At 77.6% G+C, this 20080-nt stretch carries 1 protein-coding gene; it reads right to left on the bottom strand.

From position 1 onward, the window contains the following. Window positions 1-6 precede the first annotated feature (6 nt). Window positions 7-20076 (bottom strand): non-ribosomal peptide synthase/polyketide synthase, encoded by a 20070-nt coding sequence (locus tag ABTY61_RS23275; RefSeq protein ID WP_350506968.1) that lies wholly within the window; start codon window positions 20074-20076, stop codon window positions 7-9. Window positions 20077-20080 lie beyond the last annotated feature (4 nt).

Below are 20080 nucleotides of genomic sequence, written 5' to 3'. Positions count from 1 at the left end.
TGCGGGTCAGCGGTCCTGCTGGCCTTGCCGGCCTTGCCGGGCGTGCCGGGCGATGTGGCGCAGCGCCTCGGCGAACTCCTCGGCCGCCCGGCGCACTTCGGCCGGGTCGTGGACGGCGGGTCGGTGGTGCCAGGTGAAGGCGAGCCGGCCCCGCTGGGCGGCGCCGACCACCTCCAGCGGGTGGGATCCGGCGTCGCGGGGGTCGTGGTCCTGGCCGCAGGAGCCGAGTTCGGCGCGGACCAGGCCGTCGCCGCCGGCCTCGGGGCGGGCGTCCCACTGGCCGAGGTAGTTGAAGACGACCTGGCCGTGGGCGCCGGCGGCGAGTCGTTCGCGGACCTCGGGCGGGCCGAAGGTGCGCAGGGCGCCGAAGCCGAGCCCGTTGCCGGGCACCGCGCGCAGTTGGCGGCGGATCGTCTTGACCAGGGCGCGCCAGTCGCGGTCGGGGCCGAGCTGTTCGGGCGCGGGGACGTCGAGGCCGACCGGGTGGACGGTGGTGAACCAGCCGACCGTGCGGGACAGGTCGACGCCCTCCAGCAGGTCCTCGCGGCCGTGGCCCTCCAGGTCGAGCCGGATCCGCGGCTGTCCGGTCCAGCGGGCCAGCGCCAGGGCGAGGGCGGCGAGCAGGACGTCGTTGACCCGGGTGCGGTAGGCGGCCGGGGCGGCCCGCAGCAGGGCCTCGGTGTCCGCCTCGTCCAGTTCCACGGTGACCGCCGCGGTCGCGGCGCGGTCCCCCTCGGCGGGGCGCACGGGAGGTTCGGCGCGGGCCGTCACCGCCTCCTCCCAGTACGGGAGTTCGTGGTCGAGGCCGCCCTCGGCGACGTGGGCGGCGAGCCGCTGCGCCCAGTCCCGGAAGGAGGTGCCGCGCTCCCCCAGGTCGATCGGGGCGCCCTCGCGGGCCTGCCGGTAGGCGCTCTCCAGGTCGTCGCGCAGCACCCGCCAGGAGACGGCGTCGACCACCAGGTGGTGGGCGACCAGCAGGAGCAGCGGCGGGCGGTCCGGTTCGCCGGTGAACAGGGCGGCGCGCAGCAGCGGGCCGCGGGCCAGGTCGAAGCCGCCGTGCAGCTCGTCGGCGGCCTTGGCAAGGGCCGCGTCGGCGGATTCGGCGGACTGGCCGGTGAGGTCGTGGTGGACGAGGAGGTCCTCGGTGCGGGCCGGCGGCGGGTTGAACTGCCGCCAGCCGGAGGCGTCGTGGGTGAAGCGCATCCGCAGGGCGTCGTGGTGGTCCAGCAGGGCGTCCAGGGCGGCGCGCAGGGCCGCGCGGTCCGGGTCGGGGCCGAGTTCGAGCAGCGCCGACTGGTTGAAGTGGTGGTGGGCGGCGCGCGGGGTGGTGAGGAACCACTCCTGGATCGGGGTGAGCGGTACGGCGCCGGTGACCGGGCCGTCGTCGGCGCGCTCGGGGGCGGCGCGCACCACGGTGGCGAGTTCGGCGACGGTCTGGTGGGTGAAGAGGTCGCGGGTGGCCAGGTGGAGGCCGTCGCGGCGCAGTCGGGACACCACCTGCATGCTGAGGATGGAGTCGCCGCCGAGCAGGAAGAAGTTGTCGTCGGCGCCGACCTGTTCGACGCCGAGGACGTCGGCCCAGATCCGGGCGATCCGGCGTTCGGTGTCGGTCTCCGGCGGGCGGTGCGGGCCGGCCGCGGCGCGGGCCGGGCCGGGGTCGGGCAGGGCCCGGCGGTCGGTCTTGCCGTTGGGGGTGAGCGGCAGCCGTTCCAGCGGGACGAAGACGGCGGGGACGAGGTGCGGCGGCAGCGATTCGGCGAGCCGGGCGCGCAGGTCGAGGGCGGTGCCGGCCGGGTCGAGGGCGGCTCCGGCCGGGTCGGCGTGGACGACGTAGGCGACCAGCCGGCCGCCGCCGGGGGCGTCGGTGCGGACGGTGACGACGGCGTCGCGCACCAGCGGGCTGCGGCGCAGCGCGCTCTCGATCTCGCCCGGTTCGATCCGGAAGCCGCGCAGCTTGATCTGGTCGTCGGCGCGGCCGCAGTAGCGGAGCTGGCCGTCGGCGTCGCGGCGGGCGAGGTCCCCGGTGCGGTACATCCGCTCGCCGGGGGCGCCGTACGGGTCGGGCAGGAAGCGGGCGGCGGTCAGGCCGGGGCGGCCGAGGTAGCCGCGGGCCAGGCCGGGCCCGGCCAGGTGGAGTTCGCCGGTCACCCCGGGCGGGACGGGGCGCAGGGCGGCGTCGAGCAGGTAGGCCCGGGTGGCTCCGCCGGGGTGGCCGATGGCGGGGGCGGTGCCGGTGCCGGGGGTGAGGGGGCTGGTCCAGGTGGCGACCACGGTGGCCTCGGTGGGGCCGTAGGAGTTGACCATCCGGCGGCCGGGGGCCCAGATGTCGACCAGGTCGGCGGGGCAGGCCTCGGCGCCGACCACCAGGGTGCGCAGTCCGGGCAGCGCGGCGGCGGTCCCGGGTTCGAGGGTGGCCAGGGCCGCCGGGGGGATCAGGGCGTGGCTGATCCGGCGTCCGGCCAGGGCCTCGGCGAGGCGTTCGCCGACCAGCGGGCCCTCCTCGCCGGTGACCAGCGCGGCGCCGCTGAGCAGCGAGATGCACAGTTCCAGCACGGAGGCGTCGAAGCTGGGCGAGGCGAACTGGAGCACCCGGTCGCCGGGGCCGACGGCGTACTGCTCGGCGGCGGCCGCCGCGAAGGCGGCGAGTCCGGCGTGGGTGACCAGCACGCCCTTGGGGGTGCCGGTGGAGCCGGAGGTGTAGACGACGTACGCCGGGTGCGCGGGGGTGAGGGCGCCGGTGCGGTCGGCGTCGGTGGGGGCGGTGTCCGGGCCGTCGGCGGCCCACACCCGGGCGGGGTCGTCGAGCACGACGGCGGCGCCCGCGTCGCGGACCATGAACTCCCGCCGGGCGGCCGGGTAGTCGGGGTCGACCGGGAGGAAGGCGCCGCCGGCCTTGGCGACGGCGAGCTGGGCGACCACCGCGGCCGCCGAGCGGGGCAGCGCGAGGGCGACCAGCCGCTCCGGTCCGACGCCGTCCCGGATCAGCCGGTGGGCCAGCCGGTTGGCCGCCCGGTCCAGTTCGGCGTAGCCGATCACGCGGTCGCCGTCGAGCAGGGCGGGCGCGTCCGGGGTGCGGGCCGCCTGCCGTTCGAACAGCTCGGGCAGGGTCGCGGCCGGCACCGGGCGGAACTCGCCGCGGGCCAGGGCCAGTTCGGCGGCCAGGCGGTCGGGGCCGGCCACGGGCAGCGAGCCGAGGGGGCACTGCGGGTCCTCGGCGACGGCGGTCAGCAGGGTGGTGAGCTGTTCGGCCATCCGCTCGGCGGTGGCGGGCTCGAACAGGTCGGTGTTGTAGGTGAGCAGGCCGTGCAGCGCGCCGGACTCGGCTCGGGCGAACTCCAGCACCAGGTCGAAGGCCGTCCCGGTGCTGTCGGTCTCGACGTCCGTCACCTCCAGCCCCGGCAGGTCGGGTTCGGCCGACGGGGTGTTCTGCAGCACGACCAGGACCTGGAAGAGCGGGCTGCGGCTGGTGTCGCGCACCGGCTGCACCTCGTCGACCACCCGCTCGAAGGGCACGTCCTGGTGGGCGAAGGCGTCCCGTACGGTCTGCCGGACGTCGGCGAGGAAGGCGGTGAAGGGCTGCCGGGGTTCGATCCGGGAGCGCAGCACCAGGGTGTTGACGAAGAAGCCGATCAGCCGTTGGACCTCGGGGCGCTCGCGGCCGGCGGTGACGGTGCCGACGGCGACGTCCCGGTCGCCGCTGAGCCGGGCCAGGTAGGCCTGGGCGGCGGCCACCAGGGTGGTGAACAGGGTGGTGTCGCCGTCCCGGCCGATCCGGGCGAGCCGCCGGGCGGTGTCGGCGGGCAGGTCGAGCCGGACGGTGCCCCCGGTGCTGGTGCGGACCGCCGGGCGGGGCCGGTCGAGCGGCAGCCGGAGTGCTTCGAGGTCAGCCAGCTGTCGTTTCCAGTAGGCGAGTTGGTCGGTGGCGTCGATGCCGCGCTGCCAGTGGGCGTGGTCGGCGTACTGCACCGGCAGCGGGGCGAGCGGCGGGTGGGCGGGGTCGAGTGCGGCGCGGTAGAGGTGGGCCAGGTCGGTGAGCAGGACGGCGTTGGACCAGCCGTCGGTGACGATGTGGTGCAGGGTCAGGGCCAGCACGTGGTCGTGGTCGGCGAGCCGGATGAGCGCGGGGCGCAGCAGCGGGCCGCGGCGCAGGTCGAAGGGGCGGGCGCGTTCGGCGGCGAGCAGGGCGCGCAGGGCCTCCTCCCGCTCCCCGGGCGGAGGTTCGGCGAGGTCGTGGCGGCGCAGCGGGACCGGCCGCGGCGGCTGGACTCGTTGGACACCGTGGCCGTCGACGGCGTCGAAGGTGGTGCGCAGCGACTCGTGCCGGGCGACCAGGGCGGTCAGCGCCGTACCGAGGGCCTCCGGGTCCAGCGGGCCGCGCAGCCGCAGCGCGAGCGCGGTCACGTACTCGGCGCCGCCGGGCGCGAACTCCTCCAGGAACCAGAGGCGTTGCTGGGCGTAGGACATCGGCGCCACGCCGTCGCGGGCGACCGGGACCAGGGGCGCCGCGGGGGCGACGGGTGGCCGGTCGGGGCCGGACCCGCCGGCGAGGAGCTCGGCCAGTGCGGCCGGGGTCGGGTGGTCGAACACCGCGCGGGGCGTGAGCTCGGCGCCGAAGGCCTCGGACAGTCGGCCGGCGAGCCGGATGCTGAGGATGGAGTCGCCGCCGAGCGCGAAGAAGCCCTCGGTCACCCCGGGCGGCCGGATGCCCAGCACCTCGCCGAAGACCTCGGCGGCGCGGCGTTCGGCCGCGGTGCGCGGCTCGACCCGCTCGGCGCCTCCGGCGGCGTGCTGCCGTTCCGGCGTGGGGAGCGCGGCGCGGTCGACCTTGCCGTTGCGGTTCAGCGGGAGGGCGTCCAGCGGGACGAAGGCGGCGGGGAGGAGGTAGTCGGGCAGGGTGCGGGCGGCGAAGTCCCGCAGTTCCCCGGGGTCGACGGCGCCGACGGTGTAGGCGACCAGCCGGCGGACGCCGGGCCGGTCGGCGCGGGCGACGACGGCGACGTCGGCCACCCCGGGGTGGGCGGCGAGCGCGGCCTCCACCTCGGCGGGCTCGACCCGGAAGCCGCGGATCTTCAGCTGGTCGTCGGCCCGGCCGAGGAACTCGACGGTGCCGTCGGGGCGGCGGCGGGCCAGGTCCCCGGTGCGGTACATCCGGGCGCCGGGCGGGCCGGACGGGTCGGCGAGGAAGCGGGCGGCGGTCGCGCCGGGGCGGCCGAGGTAGCCGCGGGCCACGCCCTCGCCGGCCAGGTACAGCTCGCCCGCGCAGCCGGGCGGGACGGGCCGCAGCCGGTGGTCCAGGACGTGCACGCGCCGGTCGTCCAGCGGGCGGCCGACCGGCACGGGGTCGGGCACCGCGGCCGGGTCGGCGAGTTCGTGGGCGGTGGCGAAAGTGGTGGTCTCGGTCGGCCCGTAGCCGTCCACCACGGTCAGCCCGGGGCAGGCGGCCAGCACCCGGCGGACGGCCGCGGCGGGCACCACGTCGCCGCCGGTCCACAGCGTCCGCAGCCCGGCGAAGCAGTCCGGGGCGTCCTGGGCGAGCAGCCGGAAGAGCCCGGCGGTGAGCCACAGCGCGGTCGGCCCGGCCGGCCCGGCCAGCCGGCGCAGCAGCGCCGCGTCCACCGGCCCGGCGGGGGCGACGAGCACGCAGCCGCCGGTCAGCAGCGGGGCCCACACCTCGAAGGTGGCGGCGTCGAAGGCCACCGGGGAGTGCAGCAGCACCCGGGCGCAGCGGCCGTCGCCGAAGCGGCTGTCGGTGGCGAGCGAGGCCACGTCGCGGTGCCGGACGGCCACGGCCTTGGGCTCGCCGGTGGAGCCGGAGGTGTACATCACGTACGCCAGTTGCTCGGGGTCGGCGGGCGGCAGCTGCCCGGGCGCCGGGTCGGTGCGGGCGGCGGCGACCGGCTCGGCGGTGAGCCGCCGGGTGGCTCCGGCCCGGGCGAGCAGGGTGCGGCGGCGCTCCTCGGGGGCCCGGAGGTCGACGGGCAGGTAGGCACCGCCCGCCTTGAGGACGGCCAGCTGGGCGACCACCAGCTCGGTCGAGCGCTCCAGTTCCAGCGCGATCGGCTCCTCGGCGGCCGGGCCGGCGGCGAGCAGCCGGGCGGCGAGGCGGTCGGACCACTGGTCGAGCTGCCGGTACGTCAGGATCCGCTCGCCCTCGCGCACGGCGGGGGCGTCGGGGGTGCGCCGGACGTGTCCGGCGAGGACGGTCAGCGGGCTGCGGGGTTCTACCGGGCGGGCGGTGGGGTGCCAGGCGGCCAGTTGCGCGCGGTCGGCGGGGGTGAGCAGCTCCAGCGCATCGATGTCGCCGTCCAGGTCACCGTCCGGGGCGCTGTCCGGGCCGTCGGCGAGCGCCGCGGTGAGGCCGGTGAGCAGCAGGAGCAGCCGGTCGGCGGCGTCCCGGGCCGTCCGGTGGTCGAACAGCGCGGGGTCGTAGGCCAGGTCGAAGCCGAGCCGCTCGCCCAGGTGGGCGCGCAGGCACCAGGGGAAGGTGGTGGCGTCGTCGGCGCGCACCTCGACCACCCGGACTCCGGTGCGGGCCTCGGCGGATTCGTCGACGGGGTAGTTCTCGAAGACCAGCATGCTGTCGAACAGCGGTTCCCCGGCGGGCAGTTCACTCAGGGCCTGGATCCGGGACAGGGCCAGGTGGTCGAAGGCGCGGGCCTCGCTCTGGCGGTCCTGGAGGCCGCGCAGCCAGGGCCGCACGCCGCCCGTCGGGATGGTGACCCGGGTGGGCACGGTGTTGATGAACAGGCCGATCATCGACTCCACCCCGGGCAGTTCGGCCGGTCGCCCGGACACGGTGGTGCCGAAGACCACGTCCTCGCCGCCGCCGTGGCGGGCCAGCAGCAGTGCCCAGGCACCCTCCACCACGGTGTTGACGGTCAGTCCGGCGGCGGCGGCCCGCTCGCGCAGCCGGGCGGACAGCGCTCCGTCCAGTGCGCGGTGGACGGCGGCGCCGGAGCGGGCCCGGTGGGCCCCGGTCGGGCGGCGGTCGTACGGGAGCGGGGTACGGGCGGTGAAGCCGTCCAGGGCGGCGCGCCAGTGCGCCTCGGCGGCGGGCCGGTCGCGCTCGCGCAGCCAGCCCAGGAAGTCCGCGAACGGGCGGCGGACCGGCCGGGGCGCCTGGGGGCCGCCGGTGAGCGCGGCGTACTCCTCGCAGACCTCGGTGAGCAGGTGGCCGGTGCTCCAGCCGTCCAGGATCAGGTGGTGGGTGGACCACAGCAGCAGCACCTCCTCGCCGGGCAGGGCGGCCAGGGTGAGGCGGGTGAGCGGCGCGGTGGTCAGCTCCATCGGGGTGGCCCGCTCCTCGGCCAGCAGCCGTTCGGTCTCGGCCGCCAGCTGCTGCGGGGTCAGGTCGCCGAGGTCGAGTCGGCGCACGGGCAGCACCGCGTTCCTGGCGACCAGTTGGACGGGGTGCGGCAGGCCGCGCCAGTGCACGGCGGAGCGCAGCGCCGGGGTGCGGTCGGCGACCTGCTGCCAGGCGGCGGCGAAGGCCCGCGGGTCGGCGACCCCGGCGAGGCGCACCGCGATCCGGTCGACGTAGGCGCCGTCGGCGTCCACCAGGCCGTGGAAGAGCATGCCGGACTGCAGCGGGGTCAGCGGCAGCACGTCCTCGACCGCGCGGCCGTCGCCGACCAGCCGGTCCAGTTGCGGCTGGTCCAGGCCGGCCAGCGGGAAGTCCGAGGGGGTGCACCCGCCGGCGCCGGGCCGGGCGCAGTGCTCGGCCAGTTCGCGCAGGGCGGTGCGCAGTTCCTCGGCGAGGCCGCGGACGGTGGCCTCGTCGTAGATCTCCGCGGGGTAGGTCCAGCCCAGTTCGAGGCGGCCGTCCTGGACCGCCCCGGTGACCTCCAGCAGGTAGGGGCGGGGCTCGTCCGGGTCGGTGTCGCGCCCGGCCGGGGGCAGCGTTCCGCGGACCAGGCCCTCGGCGCCGGCGCCTGCGCCGGCGTCGAAGCGGCCGTGGTAGTTGAAGCCGACCTGGGGGTCCGCGCCGCCGCTGAGCGGGCCGTCCGGGTGCAGGTGGCGCAGGGCACCGTGGCTGAGGCCGCGCAGCGGGACGGCGCGCAGCTGCTCCTTGACGGCGCGCAGGGTGTCGTGCCAGCCTGCCGCCGGGTCGACGCGCAGGGCGAGCGGGAACTCGGCGGTGAACCAGCCGACCGTCCGGGAGAGGTCCACTCCGTCGAAGAGGTCCTCGCGGCCGTGCCCCTCGACGCCGATCAGCACCTCGTTCCGGCCGCACCAGCGGGCCAGGGTGCGGCCCAGGGCGCTGAGCAGCACGTCGTTGGCCTGGGTGCGGTAGGCGGCGGGCGCCCCGCGCAGCAGGGCCCCGGTGGCCTCGCGGTCCAGGGTCACGGTGAGGGTGGCGGCGGTGGCGTGGGTGTTGGCACCGGGGCGGCCCGCGGGCAGCCCGGCCGGGGCCGCGCCGGTGCGGGTCCAGTACGCGGCGTGGCCGTCCAGGGCGCCCGCGCGGGTGTGCTGCTCCAGCCGGGCGGCCCACCGGCCGTGGGTGGTGCCCTCCGGCGGGAGCGCGACCGGGGCGCCGGTGCGGGCCGCGCGGTAGGCCGTTTCGAGGTCGGCCAGCAGGATCCGCCAGGAGACTCCGTCGACGGCCAGGTGGTGGACGGTGAGGACGAGTTGGCCGGGCAGCCGCTCGCCGCGGTCGAAGAACAGGGCGCGGACGGTGCGGCCCCCGACCGGGTCGAGCGAGCGCTGGGCGGCCTCGGTGGCGCGCTGCACCTCGGCCTCCAGGGCGGCGGCGTCGAGGCCGGCCGCCGGGTGGTGGGTGAACAGGCCGTCCGGCGGCTGCCCGTCCACCTGCTGGCGCCAGCCGGCCCCGCCGGGCCGGAAGCGGGTGCGCAGCGCCGGGTGGTGCTCCACCAGGGCGTGGACGGCGTCGCGCAGGGCCGCCGGGTCGGTGCCGGGGGCCAGTTCCAGGCGCTGGGTCATGGTGAAGCGCAGCGGCTCGCCGGGGCGGCGGGCGCCCAGGTACCAGTGCTGGATCGGGGTGAGCGGAGCCTCGGCGGGCGCGGGCTCCGCCGGGACGCCCGTCACCTCCCGGGCGCGCAGCGCGAGTTCGGCGATGCTCTGGTGCCGGAAGACGTCCTTGGTGGTCAGTGCCAGCCCGGCGGTCCGGGCCCGGGAGACGATCTGGATGCTCAGGATGGAGTCGCCGCCGAGCGCGAAGAAGTTGTCCCGGGCGCCGACCCGCTCGACGCCGAGCACCTCGGCCCAGATCGCGGCGAGCCGCTCCTCGGTGCCGGCCGCCGGGGCGACGTACGGGGTGGACGGGTCGGGCTGGGCGGGCGGTGCGGGCAGGGCGCGCCGGTCGGTCTTGCCGCCGGCGGTGCGCGGGATCCGGGCCAGCGGGACGAAGGCGGCGGGCACCAGGTGGTCGGGCAGGGTGCGCCGCAGCCAGGCCCGCAGTTCGTCGGCGGGCGGCACCCGGTCGGCGGCGGGCACCGGGTAGCCGACCAGCAGGGTGCGTCCGGCGTGCTCGCGCGCGGCCACCGCGCAGTCGGCGACGTCCGGGTGGGTCAGCAGGGCGGCCTCCACCTCGCCGGGTTCGATCCGGAAGCCGCGGATCTTGACCTGTTCGTCGGCCCGGCCGAGGAACTCCAGCTGCCCGTGGGCGTCCCGGCGGGCGAGGTCGCCGGTACGGTACATCCGGGCGCCGGGCGGGCCGTACGGGTCGGCGAGGAAGCGGGCGGCGGTCAGCCCGGGGCGGTTCAGGTAGCCGCGGGCGACCTGGGGGCCCGTCAGGTACAGCTCCCCCGGCATGCCGGGCGGGACCGGGCTCAGCGCGCCGTCCAGCAGGTGGGCGCCGAGGCCCCGGCCGGGGCGGCCGATGACGGGGCGCTCGGGGTGGTCGGCGCAGCGGGCCCAGGTGGCGTCGACGGTGCACTCGGTGGGCCCGTACACGTTGTAGGCGGTGACGCCCAGCTCGGCGCGGGCGGCGGCGAGCTGCCGCCAGGTGGCGGGGGGCACGGCCTCGCCGCCGACCAGCAGCAGCCGGGGGTGGTGGCGGCCGGGGGCGAGCAGTCCGGCGGCGGTGAGTTCGCGCAGGAAGGACGGGGTGACGTTGACCAGGTCCAGCCGGCGGTCGGCGACCTGGGCGCAGAAGGCCCGCGGGTCCAGCCGGACGTCCTCGTCGATCAGGTGGAGTTCCTGGCCGAGGGCGAGCAGCAGCGGGCCCTCCCAGCTGGTGTCGAAGGAGAAGGAGGCGCTGAGCGCGACCCGCAGCCGCTCGCCGTCGCCGATGTGCGGGTCGACCAGGCCGAGCCGGTGGTCGCGGCAGAGGTTGGCCAGCTGGCGGTGTTCGACGGCGACGCCCTTGGGGCGGCCGGTGGAGCCGGAGGTGAAGACCACGTAGGCGGTGTGGGACGGGTCCAGCGGGGCGGTCCGCTCGGCGTCGGTCAGGTCGTGGTCGGGCAGGGCCTGCCAGAGCGTCCCGCGCAGGGTCCGTTCGGTCAGCACGGTCTGCGGGCGGGCGTCGTCGAGCAGCCGGGCGGCCCGTTCCTCGGGCAGTTCCGGGTCGACGAAGAGCAGCGCGGCGCCCGCCTTGAGCACCGCGAACAGCGCCACCACCAGCTCCGAGGTGCGCGGCAGCCGGACCGCGACCAGCCGTTCGGGGCCGGCGCCGAGGGCGACCAGGTGGCGGGCCAGCCGGTTGGCCCGGGCGTTGAGGGCGGCGAAGTCGAGGGTGGCGTCCCGGGCGACCAGGGCGGTGCTGTGCGGGGTGCGGGCCGCCTGCGCCTCGAACAGGGCGGGCAGGGTGGTGGCGGGCTCCTCGGGCAGCGGTTCGCCGCGGCCCTGGCGCAGGGTGCGTTCGCGCTCCTCGGCGGTCATCAGCGGCAGGGCGCCGACCGGCGTGTCCGGGTGGTCGGCGACGGCCTCCAGCAGGACGGTCAGCCGCGCGGCCAGTTGCGCGGCGGTGCGGGCGTCGAACAGTCCGGTGCTGTACTCCAGGTGGCCGGTGAGGCCGCCGTCGCGTTCGACGAAGTCGAAGGAGAGGTCGAAGGTGGCGCCGCGCACCGGCGGGGTCACCGGCTCCACCGTCAGTCCGGGCAGCCGGGGCGCCTCGGCGCCGAGGTTGTGCAGGGCCACCATGACCTGGAAGAGCGGGGTGCGGCTGGTGTCCCGCTCCGGCTGGAGGGCGTCCACCAGCCGTTCGAAGGGCACCTCCTGGTGGGCGAGGGCGTCGAGCAGGGTGCCGCGGGCCCGGGCCAGCAGGGCGCGGAACGGCTCCTCGGGGCGGACCGTACCGCGCAGCACCAGGGTGTTGACGAACATCCCGACCACGTCGTGGAGTTCGCCCTGCTCGCGACCGGAGGTGACGGTGCCGACGGCGAAGTCCCGCTGTCCGGACCAGCGGGCCAGGAGCACCTGGCAGGCCGCCAGCAGCACGGTGTAGAGGGTGCCGTCGGCCGCCCGGCCGCGCTCGCGCAGCCGGGCGGTCAGCCCGGCGGGCAGGGTGAAGGTGACCAGCGCGCCGTCCCTGCCGCGGACGGCCGGGCGGGGCCGGTCGGTGGGCAGCTCCAGCGGCGGCAGCCCGGCCAGCACCTGGCGCCAGTGGTCGAGTTCGGCCTCGGCGCGGTCGCCGCGGCTGCGCTGCCAGGCGGCGAAGTCGGTGTAGCGGACCGGCAGTTCGGGCAGCCGGGGGCGGCGACCGGTGAGCGCGGCGGTGTACAGCTCGGCGAGGTCCCGGCTGAGCACGCCGATCGACCAGCCGTCGGTGACGATGTGGTGCACCGCCAGGACGAGCAGGTGCTCGCGCTCGGCGGTCCGGGCCAGCCGGGCGCGCAGCAGCGGGCCGGTGGCCAGGTCGAAGGGGGTGGCGGCGATCCGCTCCAGCAGGGCGTCCACCGCGGCCGGGTCGAGGTCCTCGCAGGGCAGTTCGACGGGGTGCGGCGGGTGCACCGACTGCCGTGCCAGGCCGTCCCGTTCGGCGAAGGTGGTGCGCAGCGCCGGGTGCCGCTCGACCAGGCCGTCCAGGGCCGTGCCCAGCGCTGCGCGGTCGAGCGCCCCGCGCAGCCGCAGCACGGAGAGCGTGGTGTACTCGGTGCCGCCCGGCTCGAACCGGTCGAGGAACCAGAGCCGCTGCTGGGCGTACGACAGCGGCGCCTCGGCGTCGCCCTCCGGCAGCACCGGGATGACGGACGGGCCGGACGCCCCGGCGGGCTCCCCTCCCCCGGCGGCGGCGAGGGCCTCGGCCAGCCGGGCCAGCACGGGGTGGTCGAAGAGCAGCCGGGGTGAGAGGTCGGCGCGCCCGAAGGCCTCGCGCAGCCGGGCGGTGGCCCGGACGGCGAGGATGGAGTCGCCGCCGAGGGCGAAGAAGTCGTCCTCGGCGCCGATCCCGCCGGTGTCCAGCACCGCCGCCCAGGCCCGCGCGACCAGCCGCTCGGCCGGGGTGCGCGGCGCGGTGCGCGCCCGGCCGGACGTGCCCGGGTAGCCCGCCGGGCCGGGGGCGGGCAGGGCGCGACGGTCGAGCTTGCCGTTGGGGGTGAGCGGCAGCGCCGCCATCGGCAGGTAGGCGGCGGGCACCAGGTAGGCGGGCAGCCGCCGCTCCAGGTGGGCGCGCAGCTCGGCGGCGGACGGCGGCTCGGCCGCGCCCTCCCCGGCGACGACGTGGGCCACCAGCCGGCGGGTGCCGGCGGCGTCCTGGTGCACGCCCACGGCGGCCTGGCCGACGCCGGGGTGGGTGAGCAGGGCGGCCTCGATCTCGCCGGGCTCGATCCGGTAGCCGCGGATCTTGACCTGCTGGTCGGCCCGGCCCAGGTAGTGCAGGGTGCCGTCGGGGCGGCGCCGGGCCCGGTCGCCGGTGCGGTACATCCGGGTGCCGGGGGCGCCGAAGGGGTCGGCGAGGAAGCGGGTGGCGGTCAGCCCGGGCCGGTTGAGGTAGCCGCGGGCCAGGCCCGCCCCCGCCACGTACAGCTCGCCCACCGCGCCCGGGGGGACGGGCGCGAGGTCGGCGTCCAGCAGGTACAGCCGCAGGTCGGGCAGGCCCTCGCCGATCGGGGCCGGGCCGCCGGCGGCGGCGGTGGCCTCGTCCAGCGGGGCGTGGGTGACGTGCACGGTGGTCTCGGTGATGCCGTACATGTTGACCAGGCGCGGCGCGTCCCCGGGGTGGCGGGCGTACCAGTCGGTGAGCCGGGTGGCGTCCAGCGCCTCGCCGCCGAAGACCACCGTGCGCAGCGCCAACCGCTGTGACAGTTCCGGGTGTTCGGCGTCGGCGCGGACCAGCGGGTGGAACGCGGACGGGGTCTGGCTGAGCACGGTGACGCCCTCGTCGGCGAGCAGCCCGAGGAACTCCTCCGGGGAGCGGGCGGTGCCCTCGGGCACCACGACGAGTCGGCCGCCGTGCAGCAGCGGGCCCCACAGCTCCCAGACCGAGAAGTCGAAGGTGTAGGAGTGGAACAGCGTCCAGACGTCCCGCGGGCCGAAGTCGAGGAGGTCCCGGGTGTGTCGGAACAGCCGGACCACGTTGGCGTGCGGCACCACGACGCCCTTGGGGCGGCCGGTGGAGCCGGAGGTGTAGATGGCGTAGGCGGGGCTGTCGGGCAGCGGGCGGTGGCGGGGGCCGAGCGGGGCGGCCGGGCGGCGGTCCAGGTCGGCGCGCACGGCCGGGTCCGCCAGCGGGAGGACGGGGACGGCCGCGCGGACGTCGGTGAGCGTCACCAGGGCCACCGGGGCGGCGTCGCCGAGCAGTTCGGCGCGGCGCTCGGCGGGCAGGCCGGGATCGAGCGGCAGGTAGGCCGCTCCGGTCTTGAGGACGGCGAGCACGGCGACCACCAGCTCGGCCGTGCGGGGCAGGGCGAGGGCGACGAACCGCTCGGGCCCGGCGCCGAGTTCGGCCAGCCGGTGAGCGAGCCGGGCGGCCCGGGCGTCCAGCGTGGCGTAGTCGAGTCGCTCGGCTCCGCAGGTGAGGGCCTCGGCCTGCGGGGTGCGGGCGGCCTGGGCCTCGAAGAGGTCGACCAGGGTGCGGTCGGGGCGGCCGTGGGCGCTCGCCGGCCCGATCGCCCGTCGGCGTTCCTCGGCGGTGGTCCACGGCAGTTCGCGCAGCGGCCGGTCCAGGCCGTCGGCCAACCCGGTGAGCAGCAGGCGCAGCCGCCCGGCCAGGGTGCGGACGGTGTCGGCGTCGAACAGCTCCGGGTCGTAGGCGAGTTCGAAGCCGAACCGCTCGCCCTGGTGGGCGCGCAGCACCAGCGGGAAGTTGGTGGCGTCCCGGGAGGCGACCGCGGCCAGGCGCACCCCCGTGCCGGCGGCGCGGGCGTCGTCGAAGGGGTAGTTCTCGAAGGCGACGATGCTGTCGAACAGCGCGGCGCCGGGCGGCAGGTCGCTGTAGCCGGTGAGCTCGGCCAGGGAGACGGCGGCGTGCCGCCGGGCCTCGGCCTGGTCGTCCTGGAGCCCGCGCAGCCAGTCGGCGGCGGTGCGCCCGCTCTCCACCCGGACCCGGGTGGGCAGGGTGTTGATGAACATGCCGATCATCGACTCGACGCCGGGCAGTTCCTCGGGGCGGCCGGAGACCGTCGTCCCGAACAGCACGTCCGGCTCGCCGGCGTACCGGGCGAGCAGCAGCGCCCAGGCGCCCTGCACCACGGTGCCCAGGGTGAGCCCGGCCCGGCGGGCGGCGTCGGCCAGCCGCCCGGAGTCCCGCTCGGACAGGCCCGCGCGGTGGCTCTGCGCCGAGCGGGCCCGGTGGGCGCCGCGCCGGACGCGGTCGGCGGGCAGCGGGGTCGCGTCGGCGAAGCCCGTCAGCACGCCGCGCCAGTACGCCCGGGCGGCCCCGGTGTCCTGGGCGGCGAGCCAGCGGACGTAGTCGCCGAAGGGGCGGCGCACCTCCGGGGCCGGGGCGGTGCCGGTGGTGAGGGCGGCGTACTCCTCGAACACCTCGGTGAGCACCTGGGCGAGGCTCCAGCCGTCCAGGATCAGGTGGTGCGAGGTCCACAGCAGGCGCAGCCGGGCCTCCGGCAGCCGGACCAGGGTGAGCCTGGTCAGCGGCGCGGTGGCGATGTCCAGGCCGCGGGCGAGGTCCTCGGCGCGCAGCCGGTCCAGGCGTTCGGCGCACTGCCCCGGGTCGAGGGCCCGCAGGTCCAGCCGGGTGACGGGCAGCCGGACGCCGCGGCGCACCACCTGGAGCGGGGCGGGGACGCCCTCCCAGACCACCGAGGTGCGCAGCGCGGGCGTGCGGTCGGCGACCCGCTGCCAGGCGAGGGCGAAGGCCTGCGGGTCGGTGACGCCCTCCAGCAGCAGGTCGGCCTGGTCGAGGTAGACGTCGTCGGAGCCGCCGACCAGGCGGTGGAAGAGCATGCCCTCCTGGAGCGGGGTGAGCGGCAGCAGGTCCTCGACGTCGCGGCCGTCGCCGACGATCCGGTCCACGGCGGCCTGGTCCAGCCCGGCGAGCGGGTAGTCGGAAGGGGTGCGCCCGCCCGCGCCGGGGCGGGCGCAGTGCTCGACGACGGCGGCCAGCGCGGCGGCGGTGGCCTCGGCGAGGGCCCGGACGGTGGCGCGCTCGTGCACCTGGTCGCTGTAGTGCCAGGTGAGTTCCAGCTCACCGCCGGCGACCACCGCGGAGACGTCCAGCAGATGGTCCAGCGGCTGCTCGGGGGCGAGGTCCCGGCCGGGCGCCGGGCCTGCGGGGGCGAAGTCGCCGTCGGCGGGGGCGGTCCACTGGCCGTGGTAGTTGAAGCAGACCTGGGGAAGCGGGACGTCCCGCAGGGCGCGGGCGGCCGGGTCGTCCTGGCGCAGCCGGGCCAGCGCCTCGAAGCTCAGGCCCCGGTGCGGGACGGCCCGCAGCCCCTCCTTGACCCGCTTGAGGGTGGCGGCCCAGTCGGGGGCGTCGGCCGGGCCGACGGGGGCGAGGGTGACGGGGTACCGGGTGGTGAACCAGCCGACCGTACGGGCGAGGTCGAGGCCGTCGAACAGGTCCTCCCGGCCGTGGCCCTCCAGCGCGACGGTGACCTCCGCCGCACCGGTCCAGTCGCTGAGGGCCCGGCCGAGGGCGCTCAGCAGCACGTCGTTGACCTGGGTGCGGTAGACCTCGGGGACGCCGCGCAGCAGGGCGTCGGTGGTGGCGGCGTCCAGCCGGGTGCGCAGGGTGCGGACGGAGCCGGCGGTCGGGACGCCGGGGCGGTCGACGGGCAGCGCGCTGGCGGGCCGCCGGAGCTGCGCGGTCCAGTACGGCAGGTCCCGGTCGAGCCCGCCGGAGCGGACGTGCTCGGCCAGCCGGTGCGCCCAGTCGGTGAACGGGGTGGCTTCGGGCTCCGGTCGGGGCTCGGCGCCGGACTCGGCCTGCCGGTAGGCCCGTTCGAGGTCGGCGAGCAGCACCCGCCAGGAGACGCTGTCCACGGCGAGGTGGTGGGCGGTCAGCAGCAGTCGGGGACGGGCGTCGCCGACGGCGCGGAACAGCACGGCACGCAGCAGGGTGCCGGTGGCCGGGTCGAGGGCGGCGCGGGCGGCGTCGGCGGCCTCGGCCGGGTCGAGGGCCGGGTCGGCCGTGCTGAGCGGTCCGGTGTCCGGGGTGTCCACCGGCTGCTGCCGCCGGCCGTCCGGGCCGTGGGTGAAGCGGGTGCGCAGCGCCGGGTGGGCGGCGACCAGCGCCCGCAGCGCCGAGTCCAGGGCGGCTTCGTCGAGCCGCCGGGGCAGGTCGAGCAGCATCGACATGGTGAAGTGGCGCAGCGGGCCGCGGGCGGCGAGGAACCACTCCTGGACCGGGGTGAGCGGGGCCGGTCCGGCCGCACGGCGCGGGGCGGGGGCGCGAGTGCCGGCCGGGGCGACGGCCGGGCGGGCGGCGACGGCCAGGTCGGCGACGGTCTGGTGGCGGAAGACGTCCTGGGAGCCGATCAGCAGCCCGGCCGCGCGGGCCCGGGAGACGGCCTGGATGCTCAGGATGGAGTCACCGCCGAGCTCGAAGAAGTTGTCGGTGACGCCGACCCGGGGCACGCCCAGCACCTCGGCCCAGATCGCCGCCAGGGTCTCCTCCGCGGGGGTCCGCGGGGCGACGAACTCCCGTTCCGTGGTGGCGACTTCGGGGGTGGGCAGGGCGCGGCGGTCCAGTTTGCCGCTGGTGCTGAGCGGCAGGGCCGCCAGTGCGGTGAAGGAGGAGGGCACCAGGTGGTCGGGCAGGGTGCGCCGCAGGGCCGCCCGCAGCTCGGCGGCGGGCCGGGCGGCGCCCTCGGCGAAGACCAGGTAGGCGGCCAGCCGGACGTGGCCGTGCCGGTCGGGTGGGGCGGCGACGGCGGCCGCGGCGACGCCGGGCAGGTCGAGCAGCGCCGCCTCGATCTCGCCGGGCTCGATCCGGTGGCCGCGTACCTTGACCTGGTCGTCGGCGCGCCCGAGGTACTCCAGGCGTCCGTCGGCCGTCCAGCGGGCCAGGTCGCCGGTGCGGTACATCCGGGCCCCGGGCGGCCCGTACGGGTCGGCGGTGAACCGGGCGGCGGTCAGCCCGGGGCGGCCGACGTAGCCGCGGGCGAGCTGGGCGCCCGCCAGGTGGAGCTGGCCGCCGACCCCGGGCGGCACCGGCTGGAGCCGGTCGTCCAGGACGTACGCCCGCAGGTTGGGCAGCGGACGGCCGATCAGCGGGCGGTCCCCGGCGGTGATCCGGCAGGCCAGCGCGTCGACGGTGCACTCGGTGGGGCCGTAGTAGTTGTACGCGGCGACGTCCGGCCGGGCGGCGAGTTCGCGCCAGAGCCGGGGGCCGACGGCCTCGCCGCCGAGCATCAGCACCCGGGGGCGGTGCCGGGGGTCGTCGAGCAGCCCGGCGGGCAGCAGTTGGCGCAGGTAGGAGGGGGTCAGGTCGAGGAAGTCGATGCGGTGGCGGACCACGTACTCGACCAGGGCCGCCGGGTCCATCCGGGTGGTCTCGTCGACCAGGTGCAGCGGGTGGCCGTCGGCCAGCAGCAGCACGCCCTCCAGCGAGGTGTCGAAGGAGAACGAGGCGGTCAGCGCGACCCGCAGCGGGCCGCCACCGGCCTCGGCGACGAAGCCGGTCCGGTGGGCGGCGAGCAGGTTGGCCAGGGCGCCGTGCGGGACGGCGACGCCCTTGGGGCGGCCGGTGGAGCCGGAGGTGTACAGCACGTAGGCGGTGGCCGCCCGGTCCAGCGGGGCGGTCCGGTCGGCGTCGCCGGGGTCGGTGGCGGGGCCGTCGGCGGGCAGCGCGCGCAGCGCCGCCTCGTCCAGGACGAGGGCCGGGCGGGCGTCCGCGAGCAGGAACGCCACGCGTTCGGCGGGCAGCGCCGGATCCAGCGGGAGGTAGCCGGCGCCCGCCTTCCAGACCGCGAGGATCGCGGTGACCAGGTCGGCGGTGCGCGGCAGCCGCAGCGCGACCAGCCGCTCGGGCCCGATGCCGCGGGCGATCAGCTGGTGGGCGAGCCGGTTGGCGCGGCGGTTGAGCTCCGCGAGGCTCAACTCCTCGCCCCCGGCGACCAGGGCGGGGGCGTCGGGGGTCAGGGCGGCCCGGCGCTGCACCAGCTCGGGGTGGGTGACGGGCTCCACGGGCCGGGCGGTGGCGTTCCAGTCGTGGACGACCTGCCGGGTCTGCTCCGGGGAGAGCAGCGGCAGGGTGCCCAGCGGGCGGTCCGGTTCGGCGGCGGCGCTGGCCAGCAGCCGCAGCAGCTGGTCGGCGGTGCGCCGGGCGGTGGCCGGGTCGAGGAGGTCGGTGCGGTACTCCAACAGGCCGGTGAGCGCCTCGCCGTCGGGGACGAACTCCACGCTGAGGTCGAAGGTGGCGGCCTGCCGGGGCACCTCCACCGGGGTGATCGCGGTGCCGGCCGGAGCGGTGGTCACGGACGGCGCGGGGTGCAGCAGCACCAGGACGTCGAACAGCGGGTTGCGGCCGGCCTCGCGGGGCGCTGCCACCGCCTCGACGACCCGCTCGAAGGGCGTGTCGCCGTGCGCGAGGGCGTCGTTGCCGGTCGCGACGGCGGCCGCCAGCAGCGCGCGGAAGCCGTCGGCCGGGTCGACCCGGGTGCGCAGCGCGACCGTGTTGACGAAGCAGCCGACGGCCCGCTCCAGCTCGGTGCGGGTGCGCCCGGGCGTCAGGGAGCCGACGGTGACGTCCGGTTGGCCGGACCAGCGGGCCAGCAGCGCCTGGACGCCGGCCGTCAGGGCGGTGTTCAGGGTGCCGTGCTGCTCGGCGGCGAGCTCGCGCAGCCGGGCGGTGAGCGCGGCGGGGACGGTGAAGGCGTGGACGGCGCCGGGGCCGGCCTCCTCGCCGCGCCGGGGGTGGTCCAGCGGCAGTTCGGGCGGCACCGCTCCGGCCAGGGCCTGCTTCCAGTGGGCCAGCTGTCTGTCCGCCCGGGCACCGGAGTGCTGCTCGCGCTGCCAGGCCGCGAAGTCCGGGTACTGGACGGCGACGGGCGGCAGCTGGGGCTCCTCCCCGCGGGCCAGGGCCCGGTAGGCGGTGCACAGTTCGTCCAGGACGACGCCCATCGACCAGCCGTCGGTGACGATGTGGTGCGCGGTCAGCAGCAGGACGTGCGAGTGCGCGGACTCGCGGAGCAGCAGGGCGCGCAGCAGCGGGCCGTGCCGCAGGTCGAAGGGGCGGGAGTACTCGGCGAGCAGCAGCGCGTCGACGGCATCGCCTTCGACCGCACGGACCGGCAGCGGCACCGGTCCGGCCGGCCGTACGGTCGGCACCGGGCGGCCGTCGGCCTCCTCGAAGACGGTCCGCAGCGCCTCGTGCCGGGCGACCACGGCGGCCAGCGCGCCGCTGAGCGCCGTCCGGTCCAGCGGGCCGCCGAACCGGACGGCGAGCGCGCTGTTGTAGCGCGGGTCGCCGGGGCGCAGCCGGTCCAGGAACCAGAGCCGCTGCTGGACGGAGGAGGGCGGCAGCGGGCGGCTGCGGTCGGCGCGCGGGATGCCGGTACCGACGGCTCCGGCGGCGGCTCCGGCGGCGGAGCGGCCGGCCAGCCGGAGCCGGAGCGCCTCCCGCAGGTCGGCGGGCAGGGCGGCGGCGCGGTCCCGCTTCGAGGGCGTCTCGGGCTGCTTCGGCGTCCCGGGCGTCGATGTCGTCTCGCGCGTCGATGTCGTCTCGGGCGTCGATGTCGTCTCGGGCTGCTTCGGCGTCCCGGGCGTCTCAGGCGTCATGATC

Source organism: Kitasatospora sp. NPDC096128 (assembly GCF_040303105.1).
Lineage (GTDB): Bacteria > Actinomycetota > Actinomycetes > Streptomycetales > Streptomycetaceae > Kitasatospora.
Note: the sequence above shows the minus strand (reverse complement) of the source record. Positions and strands in the feature narration are given on the sequence as shown.